Below are 21,182 nucleotides of genomic sequence, written 5' to 3' on the forward strand. Positions count from 1 at the left end.
TAGTTTTGAAGACTTTTAAATAATTGCTTTATAAAGAAGCAGCAACATTGCTGTTTGAATAAATTTTGGATAAAGAACAAAAATAATGAAGATACAAAGTGGATATAGTGAATTATAGGGTTATAAAAACTTTTTATGATCATTTAAGTTTGTTTTTAATCTGTTATAGGGGGATAAATATAGAGGGATATTGTGCGCATCAGAATAATAAAATTTTTGAGCGGAATTTTTATTACAATTATCTTTTTATTTGGAGTGGGGATTCTCGTTTTACCTTATCTTATCTCTACAGATGCGATTCGTATTCGTTTAGCGCAGGATTTGAGTGCATGGACCGGTTACAATGTGCAATTGCGTGATCCACCGCGGTTACATCTTTTTCCTTATCCTAAAGCATTTCTTTCTGGCGTTACTTTAACATCAAAAATGGATGATGTTGCGCCATTAATGGAAGCTGAATCAATAGAAGTTGATCTTTCTGTCGTCGATCTTCTTTGGGGACATGTTTCTTTTTCAGAGACGCGGATTATGCGTCCTCAATTTGTTATGGAAAAGCCTGTTAAAACAATAGCAGATTTTTTTGATCGGTTTTCTCGCTCACAAGGTGCATTAGGGTTGGCAATACGCAATACGCGTGAAATATTAAAACATAATCCTGAACATCCAGAGATAGAGCACCTTTTAAAACAACCTTTTGGGCGGATTGTCATTAAAAATGGTGTTCTTGTGTATCACGATAGTTTTTCGGGGATGGCAGAAAAAATAACAGGATTAAATGCGACTTTAGATTGTCCGGAATCGACTCAGGAAGTACGGTTACGTGCAGATGCGCGTTGGCGCGGAGAATTTACAAAGTTATCAATTGATGCTTCTCAAGCATTGCTGCTTCTTGCAGGAGGAAAAAGTCATATTAGGGCAAGTCTCAATTCTGTACGTGGGGGAATAACTTTTACAGGAAAGGCTCGGTTATCTGAATATTATATTTTTGACGGAAAAGTATCGATGCGTTCTCCGGGATGGAATCAGACATTGTCTTGGGTTGGTGGAAATCAGTTTTGGGGACATAAATTTAAAATACCCATTGTATGGGAATCTCATTTTTTAGCGCAGCCAATGCATATTCAAATGAACAATGTTACATTTACGATGGGGAAAGCCAATGCGCGAGGAGCTTTAAAACTCGATTTTCAAGATTATGTACCAAATGTTATGGGCTCGTTAGCCTTTGATAACCTAGATCTTAGCCTCTTGGGTTCAATGTTTTTTTCAGGTAAAAAGAAAAATTCCTTCTTTGATATGACAATTTTTGATCGTATTGGCGTGGATATACGACTTTCTGCGCCACAAGCTAAAATAGGAAATATTTCCCTCACAAATTTAGCTGCTGCAATACAAATAAGAAATGGGCATGGTATTTTTGATCTTGGACATGCGAATATTTTTGGTGGATCCGTGCAAAGTAATATTGAAGTTACGCCAGCTGGACAGAAAGTGCGTATAGGAGGAAATATTTCAGGTGCTTCTATTGATATGCAGGAGACTTTAGAAACCTTGGGATTGATTCCATTTATACAAAGCAAAACGAATTTTACTGCAACGATACGAACACTTGCTGATTCTTGGCGAGAAATTTTTACGCAAATGCAGGGTGAATTAACACTGAAGATGTCTTCTGGTCGGCTCTTAGGATATGATTTGAATGAATTACAAACAAGACTTTTAAATAAACAACAATTTCTTTTAATGACTAATGATACTTTTTCAACAACATTTGATCACTGGGATATTCAGACAAGCTTTTCAGAAGGTATGATGAAGGTGACAGAGTCATTAATGCGTACAGCAGACTTGAGCTTATCCATTCAAGGAACCGTTGCAACTGATATCGCGCAAGGGAAGCAGAATGAATTGATATTACAGGCACAACTACGCAAAAACTATAGATCAGAAACTTTATGTAAAGATGTCCAATGTCTCGCTAATAGCCTTGCATGGCCTTTTACATTTTCTCTACGCTCTAAAGGGCAAAACCATGGTAATTTTTGGGTTACAAAAGACATTGACGCAGATTGAGAATTGTTTTTTATCTATATAGCACTCCATCTTATAATAGTAATTCGTCTTTTTGCAACTTAAAATTGTCTTTTAATTTAAATCAGAGGTCCCACTCTATCGGAAGATTTTCTCATTTTAAATCCGTTCGTGGTGAAGCAGTAAAAATCGTTCTCTCCGTCATAAGTGTGGTTGATATAGATAAATGATTGAAGAGAGGAATAAAAATCCTTCTTATGGAATCTTTCAAATACAAGAAATTCATAATATTGATGCAAATCTTATAAAAGTTTCTAAAAAACATTAAATTTTTAAGGGGGATGTCGGCCAGTGCTTACTGAATCCCAGAAGAAATACCATAACCATCTTTGGTAATTGTATGCTTCCCATCTGCTCCAACAGAACCAATTCCCACTGTAATCAAAATAAAGGCTAAGAGGGTTGTAATCGTAATAATTGTAGCTTTTTTAGCAGACATATTTTTCCTCCACGGATGCATCAATGACTGAATGCAAAGATGAATGGTGCATTATTTAAACTTTTATGAAAGTAGAATCACTTAAGGATCTATAAGTTCCTATTATTATCTCATAAAGCTAAAAAAACTCTATATTTCTTTAATATATTATAGTTCTATAGATATAATTTTTTCTTTTTGCTATATATTTTTCTTTGTTTTTTCGATGACGATAGTGAGCATTGGCAAAATTTTTATGCGCATAAATTATAAACTTAAAAGATTATTTATACGACAGACATTGGCTTTGAATGAAGAAATAAAGATAGAGGGGGCACAAGCTTCTTATCTTGTGCACGTTCTGCGTATGAAAGAAGGAGCAGAAATTTTACTTTTTAATGGACAGGATGGTGAGTGGCTTGCTAAACTTATCATTGTTAAGAAAAAATTTGTTGTGGTTCAACTTATCCATCAAGAAAGATTACAAACGACGCATTCCAATCTTATTTATTGCTTTGCTCCACTCAAAAACGCTCGGTTGGATTATATGGTGCAGAAAGCTGTTGAAATGGGGGTATCGACTTTGCAGCCTGTTATAACGCATCATACGCAGGTTACGCGTATCAATATGGCGCGTATGGAAGCCAATGTTATTGAAGCTTCTGAACAGTGTGGCATTTTATCTCTCCCTGAATGCGTATCTGCTCTATCATTAGCAGAACTTTTAGTACGGTGGGATGAGACACAGCCTTTATTTTTTTGTGATGAAGAGCATAAATCGCATAATCCATTACCTTCTTTTAAAAAGCGTGACGTTACAACACCTGGTATTCTTATTGGACCAGAAGGTGGCTTTAGTGAAGAAGAGCGGAGCTTTTTAAAAAAACATCCTTTTGTAGTTCCAATATCATTAGGTCCGCGTATTTTACGCGCTGACACTGCCGCTGTTGCTGCTTTGGCTCTTCTTAATGCTACCGTGGGGGATTGGGCAATGGATTGAGAAATCTGTAAAATCATTCTAAACAGTTCATTTAAGATGATGATACCAATGATAGGATACGATAAGTTATGGCGCTTGATATAACTGATGAAAGTGAAATTTATAACTTAGATTCCTTGGTTAGCTATTTCCAAGGGGGGTATAAAGCAGAAGATGATTGGCGTATCGGTACAGAACATGAAAAGTTTCCGTTTTATAAAGATGGTTTTCACCCTGTTCCTTATGAAGGAGAGAGGGGAATCCAAGCGCTTTTAGAGAGGATGCAAAGCGCCTTAGGATGGAAACCTATTTTAGATGAAGAGAATATTATTGGGCTTGTAGGATCAGTTGATCAGGGAGCCATTTCTTTGGAACCTGGAGGACAATTTGAATTATCTGGTGCACCATTAAAATCAGTAGGCCATACATATCACGAGTTGATGGAGCATTTAACTCTTCTCAAAAAAATTGCAGAACCATTGGGTATAGGTTTTCTAGGTCTTGGAGCTAGTCCAAAGTGGACTTTAGCTGAAACGCCGCGAATGCCTAAATCACGTTATCAGATTATGACTGATTATATGCCTAAAGTGGGGCATAATGGTCTTAATATGATGTATCGCACATCAACAGTTCAGGTTAATCTTGATTTTTCATCTGAAAGTGATATGCGGCGAAAAATGCAAGTATCTATGAAGTTACAGTCCATTGCAACAGCATTATTTGCAAGTTCACCTTTTACAGAAGGACGCCCAAATGGCTTTTTGTCGTGGCGTTCTGAAATTTGGCGTAATACGGATAATCAGAGGACAGGCGTTCTTCCCTTTATATTTTCTGAGCGTTTTGGTTTTGCTGATTATGTTGAATGGGCTCTTGATGTTCCAATGTATTTTGTTGTGCGTGATGGTCGTTATTATGATTGTACACATATAACATTTCGTCAGTTTATGAATGGAGCATTAAAAGGACAAGTTGCAAATTCAATTCCAAACATGGGAGATTGGATTAATCACTTATCAACGTTATTTCCTGAAGTCCGCTTAAAAAGATTTTTAGAAATGAGAGGAGCTGATTGCGGTTCTTGGAAGCGCATTTGTGCGTTGTCGGCTTTTTGGGTCGGGCTTCTTTATGATAGGGAAGCACTTAATGAGGCAGAAGCTTTGACAAAAGATTGGTGTTTTGAAGAAGTTTTAGATGTGCGCCAACGCGTTCCTAAAGAAGGGTTAAAAACTCCTTTTCGTCAAACTATTCTTTTAGAGTTAGCACGACAAGCTCTTGCTATTGCCCGCAAAGGCTTAAAAAATCGCAAACAGTATGATACGAATGGTTTTGATGAAACAAATTTTCTTAATCCTTTAGAAGAGGTTGTTGCAATGGGACAAACAGATGCTGAAAAATTTTTGTCTTATTACTATTCTATTTGGAATGAATCTGTAGAACCTTTATTTTTAGAATGTGCCTATTAAATTTGAAGAAAAGAGACTTCCTACTTTTTAAAAAATGCATATCACCGTGGTGGCTCATTCACTCATTTGCTCTAGAGAGCATATCCTGCCTTTCTTTTAACATTTCTCATAAAGGGTACAATACAAAAATCTCTTGGGCAGTGTGATTTTTATACCCAATAATATCACGATATTTCCGTAATCTTAATGTTGTACCTTTGTGCTAAAGATAGCTCATAAAAGATATACTTAAGCTTATTATCAAACATTTTTTATTCACATAGCTCATCCCACTTATGAATAGGTCTGAAAATAATATTTTTCACTTTTAAAAGGGATAAAAAATATAATTTGCGTTTAATAGTCCGTTATTATAATTCAATGTACGATGCTTATATGAAAGAGCATTTTATTATACAAAAATTACGATATCAATCGTTCAGTAAGCTAAAAAGACAGTAGAAAAAATGCCGATAGATCTGTGTATGTATAACTCAAATTTATTTTTATATAAAAAAGAAATATATTATGTAAAGAGATAGAAATAGAGATTATAATATATAGAATTAAGGTGTTAATTACATCATTAAATATTAATAAATTGAATTTTTATGCATGAGAAAAACAGCATTTGAGATATTTTTCTTTACAGTTATTATTCTCACTCCATGTATTTGATTATATTATATCAATATGTGTTATTCTGTTGTTACAAGAGTAAAGTATGGAATAAAAATAAAAAATTTCAGTTTTTGCAGAGACGGGCAACAAAAACTTTTTTGTTAGCTAAACATATCTAGTGCGCTTTTAAATTTTTCTTCTTCCATTTTTTAGTAGCTAGATCTCAAGGGGATTCTTATACCTTTTTGTACCATTATACGATATAGTTATACAGTCAGCATGAAGGCAATAGATGTATTTCTAAAACGGGTAGGAAAATTACAGGGTATCATTTTCTCTATACAGATAATTTATTCTTTTGCTATTTCCTTTTTGTAGCGATATTCTGAATTTCTATAGTTGTTATTTTAGGTATGACTGATAAAGTTCGTTGTACGGATTCAGATCATTCACTTTAGTATATCCAAGTGATATTAATACAGCAAACAAAATGATCAATAGAGAAGATAAAACAATAAATGTTACGGTACGTTTCATGAGTGATTTAACTCCTTATCTTCGATAAATAGGCCGGTATTGAATAGGGGCTATTACGACGGTTGATATCATTTAATTTGGTTATATCAATGGTATATGTGATATTTTTGTTGGTATTGTGTTTCAAATTATATTGAATGATATGTAGATTACGAGTGGCGTTGCATTTCCCATAAAAGGGTATTGTATGGCATAGCTACACCCGACAAAGTACTCATATACTAACAAAAGCATAAAAGACAATCAGTATTTTAAAGGTATGGAAAAGGCTTTTTCGTAACATATAAACTAATATATCTAGAATTTATGTAACACGATACGTATTTATTGTAAATAAATATTTTATAATTTTATATTTTTTAAATATATTATGTGTAAATATTGTTTATATGCTTATTACTTGATTATTTTTTATTATGTATTTTAAAGATATATTGTGGAATTTATTAAACAATTGCGTTATTTATTATCTATAACATTAATAATATTTATAAACGCTCTCATCATGCGTATTTTTAGCTTTATAACGTATCAGTTTTTTACTAAATGATTTTTGTAGATTTTGTTTATAAGGGGCTCTAATTTGAACAACTTTAATAGGCACCGCGCTCTTTATAACCAACGCGTTCATTTGCATTGTGATTATGAAAACTTGCTTTTTTCACGCATGCTCTATAGCTATTATATTTTTATAGTCATGGCACCATTTTTCATTTTCATAAGATAAATGATAAAGATGATAATGCGCTTTATTGCCTTTTATAAAAACATCTAAAGAGAGACTGATAATTATAGAGGTCAGCAAACTCCCTTTTAATAGACTTTTGTCATTTTTGTCAGTTTTCTGTCAGTAAATTGAACCGACAAAATAGATCATTTTAGTGAGTGATTAAATCTTATGAAAAGCATGTGATTCTTTAAAGCCATTTCAAAAGATAGGTTCTAGTCATAAAAAATGCTATTAAGACCATTATGGTTATTAGTTTTGAGATTTTTGAAGATTTTTAGGATTTTAGACACCTTCAAAATCTATAAGTAAAATGAATACATAAAGCTCTTTTTCAACAGAGTTTTTCAAAACAATAAAGCTATCATTTTAGATTACGATATAATCTTTTAAAAGCAATCCAAATAACAGTGTTTAGAAGTGCAAAGCTTCTTTTTTAGAATAACGCATGATAAGCTATCCTTTTAAGATTGTAGGTAATAAACTTAATAAGATGATTAAAGTTATAGACTGCCGTTTTAAAGCAATACACAAGAGACCTTTATGAGGTGTGTTAACCTCATAAGTCTATTCGGTTTCTCACACTTCTAATTTTGGTAGTTTCTTAATAATTTTCATTGTTTCTAAATTTATAGTATGATCCTTTGAAACAACTCTAATGGATAAGCAGGGTTACTAATGGTTCCAAGAGCATAGCGATTGGCATCATTAACAATGCCACTCTTTTTATCTGTCTTTACACATTGACGCTCCATAACCCATTCAAGAGTGGGGTTGCCATTAACGATATACTCATAAGCTTCAAGAAGGATGTCTGTCATGATGATATTGCTGTTGTAAATAAAGTAGATTTATCCTTTTCCTTACTATTTTTAATTTTTGCGAATTTCATTTCTGTCACGTAATAAAACTTTTCGGGATTAGAGATGTCAGTCAGTTTTGGATTACCCTTTTTTAAAGGTCACAAGATAAGGCTCCACACTTTCATAATTCATGTGCAAGTGATCAAATTCACACTCTGTTGTCACAATATCCAGAAATCTTCAGCGCTTTTTACACAAGGGATACGAGGCAATTCTTTGCATAAATTTTTCATAAATTATGAGCATAGCGAGTACGGTAATCTTTTGAATGCAATAATCCGTAAGCATAATAGAATAGATCATCTTTAGTTATGGTCTCACTAGGATAAGCAGCTTAAAATGCGCTAATCCTTTATCAGTGATGGCATCACGCCTCTGTAAACCAGATGTTTTTCTTTCCTTTATTGAATTTGTAAACAAATGGGATTGTTTCTCATCATGATCAGTTATAGAAGATTCAACATTTTTATAAAGATACCGTGGAAAGCATTGGCCTGTATCTATTGCATCTAGATTAGGTAAATTCTTAGCTATCAACACAGAAAAACCGCTTCGTGCTCCTATGCTTGTAATTTCTATGACTCTATTTTCTACTGCTTGCCCCATAGGGAATACATGTGGTATCTGATAAACTCCGTCATTGAAGATACGATTATAATAAAGCCATAGTCGTGTAAAAGAACGATACGAACTTTGCATGAGGCATGTCTTTTCAAATTCAAAAACCCTTCCTCTTATTAGTTCTTGCTTAACATTATAACTACAACTTTATATCTAAAGTGATAAAATTATCTACGGCACGTACACGTGTTGTTCGATCAGCATATAGATATGTATCGTTAAAACGTTTTACTGCGCTATTATAAAAAGCAATCATATTATTTATATTTTCTGCCCAAGCTCCGTCCTCCAATGTTGCGACAGCTCTTGCATTAAGACGTTTCATAAGAGGTATTTCTACACCTTTCTTATACATTTTTTATCCACACGCCAGCTCTGCTTGTGACGTGCAAGAAAATGATTTTGATTGATTCAAGATAAACAGGTTTGAAATGAGAGAATCTTACGTTATTCGGGACTCTCATTTAATATGCAAAATAGTAAATTATTTATTATAAATCAATGTATTGTCGTTCAATAGGCATTGTGGCTTTTAAAGTCTTTTTTATGACTATAAAAAAAATTCGAAAAATAAAAAAGCGTTCATTGAAAGCAAAGAAAGAATCTATGAAAGGTATTTTCTAGAAAAATCATGAATGTTCGATTGTTAATTCATCCTTTCTTGAAAAGCTCGCTTCAGTTCAAATAGCAAAAGAGAGAGGTAAGGATATTGATAGGATAAGATATGCTGGAATTGTTCGGTATTAAGATGCAATGAATGTTGTTTATATTTCTCTTTTTTAACTATTTTATGAGAGCATAAATTTAAAGAATAGGAACATAATTTTATTTATTTTCTTTAAACAGTTATTAGTAGATAAAAAATTCTCTTTTAATCTATAAATTAAAAAAATAATGATTTTGTAAAAGCCTGGTAAGCTTTATGTTAATTTTAAATATCATGCATTGATTTTGAATTATGCAGATTATTGACGTCAATCATAACAATAGTAAGTGAGCATAGACAATGACATTTAATTTTTTCGTCAATTTATTTCTATTTGTTATTTTTTTATTGTTTGTTTCTCAAAGTAAGAGAATGCAATGGAGTCTTTCACTACGTGTTATGCTAGGGCTTATCCTTGGCTTGATTTTTGGAAGTGTTTTGCAGTTTATTTATGGAGAGGGTGAAAGCACTTTATTGAAATCCGTTGAATGGTTTAACATTGTTGGTGAGGGCTATATCTTATTGTTGCAAATGATTGTTATGCCACTGGTTTTTATCTCTATTGTTTCAGCAGTTGCTCATTTACATTCTGTTTATGCTGTTGGAAAGATGAGTATAATAACAATTTCAATATTGCTTTTTACAACGGCTCTTTCAGCATTGGTTGGTGTTCTTGTGATTAATTTTTTTGGATTAACAGCCGATGGTTTAGTGCATGAAGGGCAAAATGTTTCTGCTATTCTTGAAGGTCATATTTCTAAACTTGGAGATATGAATATACCAAAGATGATTTTGTCTATGATTCCTAAAAATCCATTTGCTGAGTTGAGTGGAGCTAAACGTACGTCAATTATCAGTGTTGTTATTTTTGCGTCATTTTTAGGTGCAGCGGTTCTTCTTTTAAAGAAAGATGAGCCAGAAAAAGGAGAAAAAGCGCTTTTATTTATTCAAGTGGGACAAGCTTGGATTATGCGGTTAGTCCGTATTGTGATTGCTTTGACGCCTTATGGTATTTTTGCACTTATGACGAAAGTAGGAGCAATATCGCGTATTGCAGATATTTTAAATTTACTGGTTTTTGTCATTGCCTCTTATGTCGGTATTATTTTAATTTTTGGAATTCATGGTGTATTGCTTGGTATTTCTGGGGTTAATCCCTTTCGTTTTTTCAAAAAGGTTTTACCTGTTTTAACATTTGCTTTTAGCAGTCGTTCAAGTGCTGCAAGTATTCCTTTGAATATTGAAGCGCAAACACAGTGGATAGGTGTACCACAACCCATTGCGAGTTTTGCAGCTTCTTTTGGGGCAACAATTGGACAAAATGGTTGTGCTGGTCTTTATCCAGCGATGCTTGCGACCATGATTGCACCATCTATGGGTATTAACCCTCTTGATCCTACTTGGATTGCTACGCTTATTGGGGTTGTGACATTGAGTTCTATTGGTGTTGCTGGTGTGGGGGGAGGCGCTATTTTCGCTGCATTGATTGTGTTACCAATTATGGGGCTTCCTGTTACTTTGGTTGCTGTACTTATCTCTATCGAACCGCTAATTGATATGGGACGGACCGCTCTAAACGTGAGCGATTCAATGATAGCTGGAACGATCACCAGTCAAATGTTACAGACAACAGATAAAAGTATTTTTAAAAAATGATTTTAGGTTATGTTTTTTGGGGTTGTAAAACATCTGTAAGAGATATTTGCGCTGAACCAGGTTGTAAGGGTTTTTGTTGATTGGGATGAGGAGCCCAACCAGAGAGCCAAATGAAAGAAAAATGTGCACGAATACGTCCATCAGGATCACTAAATCGTTGTGCATAGATTTCAGCTGCGCGGAGAAAAAAACGTTTGGATACAGGGCGTCGTGAACGATTGATGAGTGCATTTTGCATTCCCATAGCTTTAAGATCGTGCATAAGGTCAAACATTGTATTATAACGTATTGTGATATCTTCAACGTCTGCTACAGACAGGGCAAAGCCAACACGCTGTAAAAGAGCGCCTGCATCACGAATGTCGGCAAAAGGATAGATCCTAGGGCTTGCTCCACCATAAATTTCACTTTCAGCTTGCAGAAGGCTTTCGCGCAATTCTCTTAATGTACCAGCTCCTGCCATAACAGCAAGAAATAAGCCATCTGGTTTAAGGGTGTTTTTTATCTGGCTTAGAACACCAGGGGTATCATTGGTCAATTGTAATGAAAGAAGTGAAACAATAAGGTCACAGTAACTTTGAGGTAAATCAAGAAATTCCCGATGACGTAAATGAAATTTTTTATCATGGCTTTGATAAAGCGTATTGGTCTCAATACGTTCTATGGAACAAACTTTTCCAGATTTCATTAAAGCTTGCGCAGCAAGGTCTGTATGGCTGTGTAAATCGAGAGCTAATGTAAAGAGGCGATCAACAGTGCTAAGACGTTTATAGAGATCTTCTGCCATGTGAGAGAGTAAAAAGTCGTATCCTTTTTTTGCTTTTTGAAAGGCACGTTTTCGGAATTGTTCAATGCGGTTATGATCAAAAATTAAAGGATGCGACATATTGTGGAACACTTTCGATCTATGAAAGAATATATTTTGAAAAGGTTCATTATTTGTGCAAGCTCTGTCAAGTTTATAATATAAAAGAAAAATAAATTTATAGAAGGTAAGAATTTTTAAAGGAATTAAAATTATAAATTGAGGAAATACAAAGGAACTTTTGTTCTGAGGGAAACTTGTAAAAGCCTAAATTTATAATGTTGTATTTTCGAGAAGCGGCGTTAAGTAGTGGGGATATACTAAGTAAGTTCATTGAACGCTTGAAAACGGTGCTTTATCCACCAATTTGTCCTGGATGTAAGCAAAATGTTTCTACTTATGGCACGATTTGCTCCGAATGTTGGAAAGACCTTCAATTTATCACTAAACCTTATTGTCCTGTTATGGGGACTCCCTTTGTTTGTGATATGGGGGATGGTTTTCTCAGTGGTGAAGCGCTTCGTAATTCTCATCCTTTTTCACGTGTCCGTTCTGCTATTGTTCATAAAGGGCTTGCACGAGCTTTAGTAACGCGCTTAAAATATGGTGATCATATAGAATTGGCATCATTTATGGCCAACTGGATGATGTTTGCTGGACGCGAGGTTATTGATGATTGTGATGTTATTATTCCCATTCCATTGCATTTTCGTCGTTTTTGGGAGAGACGTTATAATCAATCTGCTGAGCTTGCGCGTTATATTGCAGCATCACAAAAAAAGCTTTTAAAACCGAGTTGGCTTGTTCGTTGTCGGCATACCCGTCCGCAGGTTAGTCTTTCTTCGAGAGAGAGAAAACTTAACGTAAAAAATGCTTTTAAGGTTTCGCATAAGGTTAAAAAATATCTCAAAGGATGTTCTGTTTTGCTGATTGATGATGTATTTACAACAGGTGCAACAGTTACAGCAGCAGCTGCTGCATTAAAATATGCAGGTGCGCGACAGGTCGATGTGCTAACATTTTCGCGTGTTCTCAAAGAAGATTCTATTTTTCCCTCCTCGTAAGAGGAATTTAAAGTGAATATTATTAAAAAATATTGGAGGATAATACTATGAAAGAGATAATAATTTATACACGCCCTAACTGCCCTTATTGCACAAAAGCACGTGATTTGCTTAATAAAAAAGGCGTAAAGTATACAGATATTGATGCTTCCACATCCCTTCGCCAAGAAATGGTACAGCGTGCAAATGGACGTAATACATTTCCACAAATTTTTATAGGTGATTATCACGTTGGCGGTTGTGATGATCTTTATGCTTTAGAGGCTGAGGGAAAGCTCAATTCTTTATTACAAGGCGTATAATATTTGTAAATTACATATCCTTAAGACCGTTTTGCGAGAAGGAGATAGTTAACGCTCATGTCTTTTGAGCGATTCCAGCTGTCGTTTAATGGGTTATAAGTAATCCCTATCTCATCAATGATAGTTAGGGCGTTTTTTGATAAGAAATTTTTAAGTTCTAGAGGTTTTAGGAATTTTTTATAATCATGTGTTCCTTTAGGAAGCCAACGTAGAATATATTCAGCGCCTACAATAGCAAGCCCCCATGATTTCCACGTGCGGTTGAGTGTTGAGATAAACATTAACCCTTGTGGTTTCAACATTTTTGCTGTAGCTGCTATGAAGAGATTAACATCAGCGACATGTTCAACAACTTCCATATTAAGGATGATATCAAATTTTTCTCCTTCATTGGCAAGAGCTTCTGCTGTCATCGTGCGGTAATCAATGGAAAGATCATTTTGAGCTGCATGGGTTTTTGCGACTTCAATATTTGTTTGTGCAGCATCAACGCCTACGACCATAGCGCCAAGACGTGCCATTGGTTCACATAACAAGCCTCCTCCACAGCCAATATCAAGAATTTTCAAATTATCAAAGGGCGTAAATGAACAAGGGTCACGATTAAACTCTAAACAGATTTTTTCTCTGATGTAAGCAAGGCGTGTTGGATTAAATTGGTGAAGAGGTCGAAATTTTCCTTGTGGATTCCACCATTCTGTAGCAATACGTGAAAAATGATCAATTTCACTTTGATCAATAGTTGTTTGTGTTTCATCTATCATGTTGCCTGCCTTTTATTTTTAATGATCAAGTCCAGTAGATTTTATACAAAGTCAAGAGAAATTAATATAATCATAATGAAACTTGCACAAATGATAGATATTCGCTATGTCGAGAAAATGGTTAGTTGATACAGCATCTAATTCTCATTACCGTTTGAGATAAAAGATGTAAAGGTAAGAGTGTTATTAATGGCGCGCATTGTCATGAAATTCGGTGGAACATCTGTAGCAAATATTGAATGTATTCATAATGTTGCACGGCATGTCAAAAGAGAGATTGATGCAGGCAATGAGGTTGCCGTTGTCGTATCTGCGATGGCTGGTAAAACCAATGAGCTTGTTCAGTGGACGTGTGATGCTTCCTCCAAGCATAGAGATGCTCGTGAATATGATGTTGTGGTTGCTTCTGGTGAACAGGTTACTTCAGGTTTGTTGGCTTTGACACTTCAAGAAATGGGTGTGAATGCACGTTCATGGCTTGGTTGGCAAATTCCTATTCATACAGACAATGCGCATGGACGTGCACGTATTACTGATATTGATGGATCTTTTTTAATCGAGTGTTTTCAGGAAGGTCAGGTTGCCGTTATTGCTGGTTTTCAAGGGTTAGCTCCAGATAACCGGATTTCTACCTTAGGGCGTGGGGGATCAGATACAAGTGCTGTTGCTATAGCCGCGGCTGTACAAGCTGATCGCTGTGATATTTATACGGATGTAGATGGTGTTTATACAACGGATCCACGTATAGAACCGAAAGCGCGTCGTTTACCAAAAGTAGCTTTTGAAGAAATGCTGGAAATGGCTTCTCTTGGTGCAAAGGTTTTACAGGTTCGTTCTGTTGAATTGGCAATGGTTCATAAGGTTCGTACCTTTGTGCGTTCAAGTTTTGAGGATCCTGATGCGTTAGGCATGGAGGATCCAATGAGTTCTTCTGGAACACTTATTTGCGATGAGGATGAAATCGTGGAACAACAAAATGTTACTGGTATTGCTTTTGCTAAGGATGAAGCGCAAATTTCCCTTCGTCGGCTTGCCGATCGTCCAGGGATTTCGGCAGCAATTTTTGGTCCCTTGGCTGAAGAGCGCATTAATGTTGATATGATTGTGCAAAATATTTCTGAAGATGGCTCAAAAACTGATATGACTTTTACTGTACCATCATCAGATGTAGAAAAAGCCGTTGCACTACTTGAGAAGAATCGCAAAGAAATTGGATTTGATGTTCTCCAATTTGAAAGTGATCTTGCCAAGGTATCTGTGATTGGTATTGGAATGCGTAGCCATGCAGGTGTTGCCGCTACAGCATTTAAGGCTTTGGCTGAAAAGGGTATTAACATTCAAGCAATTACGACCTCAGAAATTAAAATTTCTATTTTGATTGATAGTGCTTACACTGAACTTGCGGTTAGAACATTACATGCTGTTTATGCACTTGATAAGGGATGAGCATTTTTTAGTTTTAACAAAGTTTCAATAACATAAAGCTTTAATATATATTAATAATTTTTGTTAAGGACAATTTATATTTTTAACTTAAATAGAATATTTAATACAGCAAAACTCTCTCATTTTAAACTTGTTCATGATGAATTTAAAAATGGTTGCTTATACATGGCAAGAGAAAGATGTTTAGGTAAAAAATGTTTAAGAAGGGATATAAAATATGCCGTCTATAAACGTTTTAAAGCCTATAGAGAGGGATAGTGAAGTCTTCACAATAAGCTTTAATAGAATAAGGAACAATGGCACTGCGTTTATTCAAAGGATGCATGTGACATGAGGGACAGCCTTGTGAATACAGATTTAATATTATAAATCTTAGAGAAATTTGAGCTCATTGGATTAGTGACGGAATTATCAAAAATAGAATCGAAGATGTATTTCCTAGAGATATTTAGCTTGTCTCAAATGGTTGTTTATAGCTTTATGTGTATCTTGTAAATTTATTTTTTTCCGTATTATGAGGCAATAAAAATATATCTCTATAGACAATATTTATGTTGCGCTATAAGTTGTAGAATTACTATATCTTATGCGTTTACGGCTTATAGCTCTTCAGAAGCACTTTTCATAAAATCATGTAACGATAGATCAAAATTAAATGATAATGTTATAGTGTGCTGCTTTCATGATTTCATTACTTAAATTTTTTCTCATGTCTATTTATCTTTTTTTGAATTATGACTAAGATTTTCAGAGTTTTCGATACCTCTATATGTTCTTTAGGTTAACTTTCTTCCCTTAACTACTCTATTACAAGTATTTTCTTTGTCATACTGCCACTCACGCATGAAATACATTCTTTCGTTTGTGCCGTATATCGTGCTAGTTTCTTATCATATTTACATATTTTTCAAATGGTTGTTTTTGTAAGTAAAACTCTTCTTGTAAGAAATATAGCCATTTTTATTATTCTAATTTTGTTAAATATTTTTTCTCACAATTTGTTTTTATTCAGTATATGAATGTGAAACGTATTCTCTTGTTTTGTAATTACTTTTTAATAGCATAATGCATTCGAATGGGGATATCCATTTGAAGTGAATATAAGATATGTTATCAAAGTGCAGTAATTAATACACTTATTCCCAATAAAGATATTTTTATAAATATTATTTTACTCTTATTGTATTTAATGTGGCGTTGTATAATTCGAAAGTCTCGGAAATATTGTTTTTTAAATTATCTGTAAAGATTATTTTATGGTATCAAGAAATATAGAGCTAACTCTGTAAACAAAAAGAAAATAAATATCAACTAAGAGCGGGAAAAGGGGAGTGCAACGATATATATGCTTTATTTTTCCACTGATCGTATGTTTTAGAATAGTCTAAATGACTAGGGTTTTCTTTTTTCCCGAGAGTTAATTACGTAAACTAGAGCGCTCCCTATGGAAGAATGCTTCAAGTTTAATTCTTTCATGGAGGGAGACAAGTGATGTGTCTATGATAAAAAACGAGGATATTTTTTCTCTCCATTGTCAATCGAGTAGTGATTTTATGACGTTGTTATTCCCGATAAATCTTTTGTTTTTTGTTACCTGTATCAATATCTAATGTCAGCGCAGATGCACGTTTGATGATATATATATTGAGACGGATAAGGGGACTACGAGCAACTCCTGTTTTTGTATGCCAGATAGGAACAAGGGTGTTGCGTATACTTGTTGGGGGAACCTCTGAAATGGAGATAAAACCTAATTGGGGGAGAATATGAAGCCATAAAAGTGAAAACCAGTTTCCATTTTACAACTTCCTTTTAATTCTGCTTTACAACTTTCAAAGATATTGACAGAAATATCTTTGAAATAATGGATATTATATATTGATTCACGTTTTGTTTATTGCGTTATTTAAATCGTATATGCCTTTCACGTAAAACAAAACGCTATTATATTGCCAATTTACGCGCTTGTTTTAAATAAATATTTCTCCCCAAGCCCATTACGGCGCTTGTGGATGGCGTAACGTAAAATTTATTGGGGACCATCTCCTTTACTTAGATCAAAGGTGTCAGTTGGTCGTCATCATTTTATTTTTAGTTTTCGTGTTGAACAGCTCTTGTGTTGATATGAAGCATTCTTATTTCTTTCTTCAAATAATGTGACTCCATATTCCTCCTTGGCTGGTGACGTGTAAGGGAATAGTCTTGATTGATTGATCATGTACAGATTTGAAATGAGCAAATCTTACGATATTTGGAGTCCATTCAAGATTTATAATGATAAAGTATCATTATAAATCGAATATTTTTACCAAAAAATAATGTGCCTTTTAAGAAGATAAAAATTAAAGTTTTTTAGAATACCGGCAATAAAATCAGTAACGAGGAGGGTGGTTTATTGGGAAAAAATAAGCCATGGAATTACTTAACTGGTTACGGAATTTTGCTTATTCTTATCTGTTTTGTATAATTAAAGATAAGATATTGATTTATAATAATTAAATTCTTCTTTATAGTGAATAACTTCCCGACGAAAGGCAGCTTCTCTGAAACCACGAAGCCTTTTATATTGAAACAATTAAAATCATTCTTGTGTATATCACGATTGGAGTTAGTGTATGAATAAAAGATTATTGAAGAAAGGAATAAAAATATTTCTTATGAATCTTCTTAAGTGTCAAAGGTGTTGCGACATTAGAGACTAGTAAATAGTATGATGATATTAGTTTTCTCCTTCATAAGTGTAAAGATGAGGTGAGACAACGGATTTCACATTAAATATTGTCCGAATCCAACAAATGAGCAAAATCACTTTTTAAGAGTTTTGCATAAAAATGTATTTTCAGTTAGTTTGTTAGGAACTATGAGAAATTCCTTTATTGCGCTTAATATAAATAAATCCATATCCCAGACCGATAAGAGCAGATAAACCAGAGCCACAAAGGACCCCAATTTTTGCAGCATCAAGCAGAATAATATCTTTAAAAGCGAGCATTGAAACAAAGATAGACATTGTAAAGCCAATTCCTGCTAAAAAACCAATGAGTAAAACACCTGTCCATGTCATATGAGGGGGTAGGCGGCATAGCCCTGATTTTACGGCTATATAACTGGCTGTGATAATACCAAGAGGCTTACCAACGAAAAGACCAATGACAACACCCAAAACAATCAAGAATGATTTGTCAGAAGAAAGATCAAAGTTTGCAAAACTTACTCCTGCATTTGCGAAGGCAAAGACCGGCATGATACCGTATGCAACCCATGGATGCAACGCTTTTTGAACGCGTGTTACTGGAGCAATCATGGCCCGTTGTCCTTTGCGCATTTTTTTCAATGCGGTTGAAATATGATGCAGATCTGTTTTTGTATTTTTTTCTTGAAGAATTTGCATAGCGTTACTGAGCATGGTGAGTGGCGCCACAAGAGTACGGGTAGGAAGAACGGGAGTCATCATTCCTAAGATTACACCAGCAAGTGATGGGTGAACACCTGTTACCATTAAACCCCACCAGATGATTGCACCAGGTAAAATGTAAAGCCATGCTGATGCAAGTCCGATCCACTGAAAAAATAGCACCAAAGCAATACCTGCTCCTGCAATCATTAAACCGCTAGGATCAATGTTTGTTGAGTAGAAAAAAGCAATAATAAGAACAGCGATAATATCATCAATAATCGCTAATGATAGAAGAATAATATGAAGATTAGAAGGAATTTTTTTTCCAAGAAGAGCAAGAATACCTAGAGCAAAGGCAATATCTGTTGCTGTTGGCACAGCCCAACCGCGTATATGCCCCTCGTTAAAGTTGAAGATAAAGTAAATAATTGCGGGAACACAAACGCCTCCTATTGCGGCAACAATTGGTAAGATTGCTTGTCTAAAATCGGCAAGAGCACCTTCATGAATTTCGCGTCGAATTTCCATTCCTGCGACGAGAAAGAAAATAGTCATAAGAGCATCATTAACCCAGAAATGTAAATCCCATGAAAGAGTGAAATGACCCAAATTAAAGCCAAGAGGTGTATGCCAAAAAGATTCATAGAAAGCAGCATATTTAGAATTGGCAAAAATAAGTGCAGCAGCAGCAGCTAATAAAAGAACAATACCACTAAGAGCTTCAATATGGAGAAAACGCTCGATCGCAGAAAGCGCTTGATTGGTGACACGAGAAGCGCGATTAGGTAGGCGATTTGAAGATAAATCAGACATGAACAACTCCAAGCATCGACAATTTTAGATTCTATATTCTCTGTGTAAATGACTTTGTATGATACCTTCTGTATCATATAAAAGCAAAAAGAGGAATAAAGTTCTTAATTTATAGACAAAATCATCATATTTAAAGCACAAAATGTTTAAGGTGATGCTTCATTTTTAATAGTGAGATGTACTTTGTTTAAAGCCTTGGATAGATCATTTTGTAGAGCAGATTCGAGATCAACCATTGTGAGCGCTTTATTATCTTTTGCTTTAATTTTAACAATCAATGTTTGTGGATTTTTAGCAAATTCCCCTAAGGATTTTGAAATTTTTTCTGCTTCGTCATGATTTTTTAGAAGCATTTTTGGGGTCTGCGTCATCATTAGATAGAAATCGTCATAGAGCTCCTTTTTAAGATCATGTTGGTTGTCATTAAGATTTTGCGCAAGATAAGAAAAAAGCTTCTCAATGAAACCTGCATCCCTATATTGCACATCAATTTCATTGATGCCAAAGTCTTGAGAAGCAGCAATCATTACATTTTGCTGACCAGAAAAAAGCTTTTCATCAACATCAATAACCTTAGCTGATATGTTCCCAGATCCAACGTCTCTCATATTGAAAGACATTGCATCAAGAAGGAGCATACGTTTTTTTTCATCGTAAGAAATATCAATTTTTCCTGAAATGTCAAAGCGCTCAAAGTTCAGATTTTTGAAGAACTCTAAGTCTTTTTCATTCATTTTTTTAGGTAAAACAGAAAGGTTATTGAGAGAAAGAAAAAGCTTTTTGGGGATAGGTTGTTTCCACAAGGTTGGTTTAAATTGGAGTGATTCGAGTGTTGCTTTCAACTGCGGTATATCAACGGTGATATTATCAATTTTGGCATCCGCTGAGGTAATGGCGAGCAGTATGTTTAGAAGAAGACCATTTTGTGCTATTTTTTCAGCGATTTTATTATTCTCTTTTCTTGCATTAAGATAAGCTTTGATCAATTTTTCAGGAGTTTGTTCAAGCGGCTTCATTTTTAAACCAGATGTTTTAAACTGTCCGAGGAAGAAAGAACTGCTTTTTTCCGCTTCTTCTAAAACATCGACACTTACATTATTCAGAGAAATGGGGCCAGTGACGGTTTTACCTTGGTTGAGAGCATTGTTTTTTCCAAAAATGATAGAATAGGCATAGTTGATGTCGATATCATGGGCTTTTATTGTATCACTTTTAGCCATAAGCTGCATCTGTTTGGCACCATTTACTGCAACTGTTTTAAGATCCATATTTTTAATACTAACTGAACGGATATGGCCATTTTTAAAATCAGAAAGCTGGAAATTCTTGACTTCAACCGTTTCTATTCGGTTGTTTTTATTTTCTATAGAAAGTTGTATATTGGGAGCAATAATTGAGGAAAGCTCAATACGCATCATTGATTGTAAAAGCCGTGATGTTATCGTTCTATCTTTTTCTTTTAAGGATACACTCCGAAGAGAAATTTGGGGAATTTGCACATGAATATTATTATGCTTTAAATCAACATTATAAAATGTAAAAGTTCCGGGAATAAAGGAAAGGGGAGGACGGGCAGAAATGGCACCAATTCTAAGTGATGTACCAGCTGGAACAGGTAATGTCACATTCTTCAAATTGACTCTACCTAGAATGCTTACTTCAGATGTTCGGGCTTTTATGCCACGACGGGCTATTTCTTGTTTTACAAAACTGTCAAGATAGGGTTTTGCGATATAAAATCCACCAACAATTATAATTGCCAAAATAGCAACAAATCCAATAATGCAAGTGAGCCAATATCTGAGGTTACTTTGATACCCACTATTAAGATTGAGCATTCTTTCTTCTTTCATTTTTATCACTCTTTGAATTGAGAGTGAAGATAAATTCTTTTAAGCAACGACAAAGGTTTAAATATAGCGTGTATCAG

The 21,182-nt window shown here is 34.6% G+C and carries 12 protein-coding genes and 1 pseudogene; 7 read left to right on the forward strand and 6 right to left on the reverse strand.

Features of this window, described 5'->3' with window-relative positions:
* The first annotated feature begins 192 nt into the window (after positions 1 to 192).
* Positions 193 to 2,073, forward strand: a complete 1,881-nt coding sequence (locus tag ACFIK8_RS02220; protein WP_375668930.1) for an AsmA family protein — start codon at positions 193 to 195, stop codon at positions 2,071 to 2,073.
* 313 nt (positions 2,074 to 2,386) lie between these two features.
* On the opposite strand, the gene ACFIK8_RS02225 is transcribed toward ACFIK8_RS02220, so the two are convergent.
* Positions 2,387 to 2,530, reverse strand: coding sequence for a hypothetical protein (locus tag ACFIK8_RS02225; protein WP_012754785.1), 144 nt, complete (start codon positions 2,528 to 2,530; stop codon positions 2,387 to 2,389).
* Between the two features lie 235 nt (positions 2,531 to 2,765).
* On the opposite strand from ACFIK8_RS02225, the gene ACFIK8_RS02230 reads away from it, so the two are divergent.
* On the forward strand, positions 2,766 to 3,509 hold the full coding sequence (locus tag ACFIK8_RS02230) for a 16S rRNA (uracil(1498)-N(3))-methyltransferase (protein ID WP_375635797.1): 744 nt from the start codon (positions 2,766 to 2,768) through the stop codon (positions 3,507 to 3,509).
* Between the two features lie 68 nt (positions 3,510 to 3,577).
* A complete protein-coding gene (locus ACFIK8_RS02235; protein ID WP_375635796.1) occupies positions 3,578 to 4,951 on the forward strand; it encodes a glutamate--cysteine ligase in 1,374 nt (457 codons plus the stop codon).
* Between the two features lie 2,443 nt (positions 4,952 to 7,394).
* Here the strand turns inward: ACFIK8_RS02235 and ACFIK8_RS02240 are convergent.
* Positions 7,395 to 8,573 (reverse strand): annotated as a pseudogene (locus tag ACFIK8_RS02240) (type ISP restriction/modification enzyme); the annotation flags it as partial.
* Positions 8,574 to 9,305: 732 nt separating this feature from the next.
* Here ACFIK8_RS02240 and ACFIK8_RS02245 point away from each other — a divergent pair.
* Positions 9,306 to 10,661, forward strand: a complete 1,356-nt coding sequence (locus tag ACFIK8_RS02245; RefSeq protein ID WP_012754788.1) for an L-cystine transporter — start codon at positions 9,306 to 9,308, stop codon at positions 10,659 to 10,661.
* A gap of 7 nt (positions 10,662 to 10,668) precedes the next feature.
* On the opposite strand, the gene ACFIK8_RS02250 is transcribed toward ACFIK8_RS02245, so the two are convergent.
* Positions 10,669 to 11,547: a methyltransferase gene (locus ACFIK8_RS02250; protein ID WP_375635795.1), complete on the reverse strand. Its 879-nt coding sequence runs from the start codon at positions 11,545 to 11,547 to the stop codon at positions 10,669 to 10,671.
* Between the two features lie 197 nt (positions 11,548 to 11,744).
* Between ACFIK8_RS02250 and ACFIK8_RS02255 the strand changes: the two genes are divergently transcribed.
* On the forward strand, positions 11,745 to 12,530 hold the full coding sequence (locus ACFIK8_RS02255) for a ComF family protein (RefSeq protein WP_012754790.1): 786 nt from the start codon (positions 11,745 to 11,747) through the stop codon (positions 12,528 to 12,530).
* A 47-nt stretch (positions 12,531 to 12,577) separates the two neighbouring features.
* Entirely contained in the window at positions 12,578 to 12,832 is a 255-nt protein-coding gene (gene grxC / locus ACFIK8_RS02260) for a glutaredoxin 3 (protein ID WP_273787883.1), read from the forward strand.
* Positions 12,833 to 12,852: 20 nt separating this feature from the next.
* On the opposite strand, the gene ubiG is transcribed toward grxC, so the two are convergent.
* Positions 12,853 to 13,596 (reverse strand): bifunctional 2-polyprenyl-6-hydroxyphenol methylase/3-demethylubiquinol 3-O-methyltransferase UbiG, encoded by a 744-nt coding sequence (gene ubiG / locus ACFIK8_RS02265; protein ID WP_375668931.1) that lies wholly within the window; start codon positions 13,594 to 13,596, stop codon positions 12,853 to 12,855.
* A 189-nt stretch (positions 13,597 to 13,785) separates the two neighbouring features.
* On the opposite strand from ubiG, the gene ACFIK8_RS02270 reads away from it, so the two are divergent.
* Positions 13,786 to 15,042: an aspartate kinase gene (locus ACFIK8_RS02270; RefSeq protein WP_012754793.1), complete on the forward strand. Its 1,257-nt coding sequence runs from the start codon at positions 13,786 to 13,788 to the stop codon at positions 15,040 to 15,042.
* 2,851 nt (positions 15,043 to 17,893) lie between these two features.
* On the opposite strand, the gene nhaA is transcribed toward ACFIK8_RS02270, so the two are convergent.
* The gene (gene nhaA, locus ACFIK8_RS02275; RefSeq protein ID WP_375635794.1) at positions 17,894 to 19,252 is read right to left on the reverse strand and encodes a Na+/H+ antiporter NhaA; all 1,359 of its coding nucleotides are present in this window, start codon (positions 19,250 to 19,252) and stop codon (positions 17,894 to 17,896) included.
* 146 nt (positions 19,253 to 19,398) lie between these two features.
* Positions 19,399 to 21,105 carry a hypothetical protein gene (locus ACFIK8_RS02280; protein ID WP_375635793.1) on the reverse strand — a complete coding sequence of 569 codons (1,707 nt, stop codon included), beginning with the start codon at positions 21,103 to 21,105 and terminating at the stop codon, positions 19,399 to 19,401.
* Between the last annotated feature and the right edge of the window lie 77 nt (positions 21,106 to 21,182).

It is taken from the genome of Bartonella sp. MR168JLCBS (assembly GCF_042194175.1).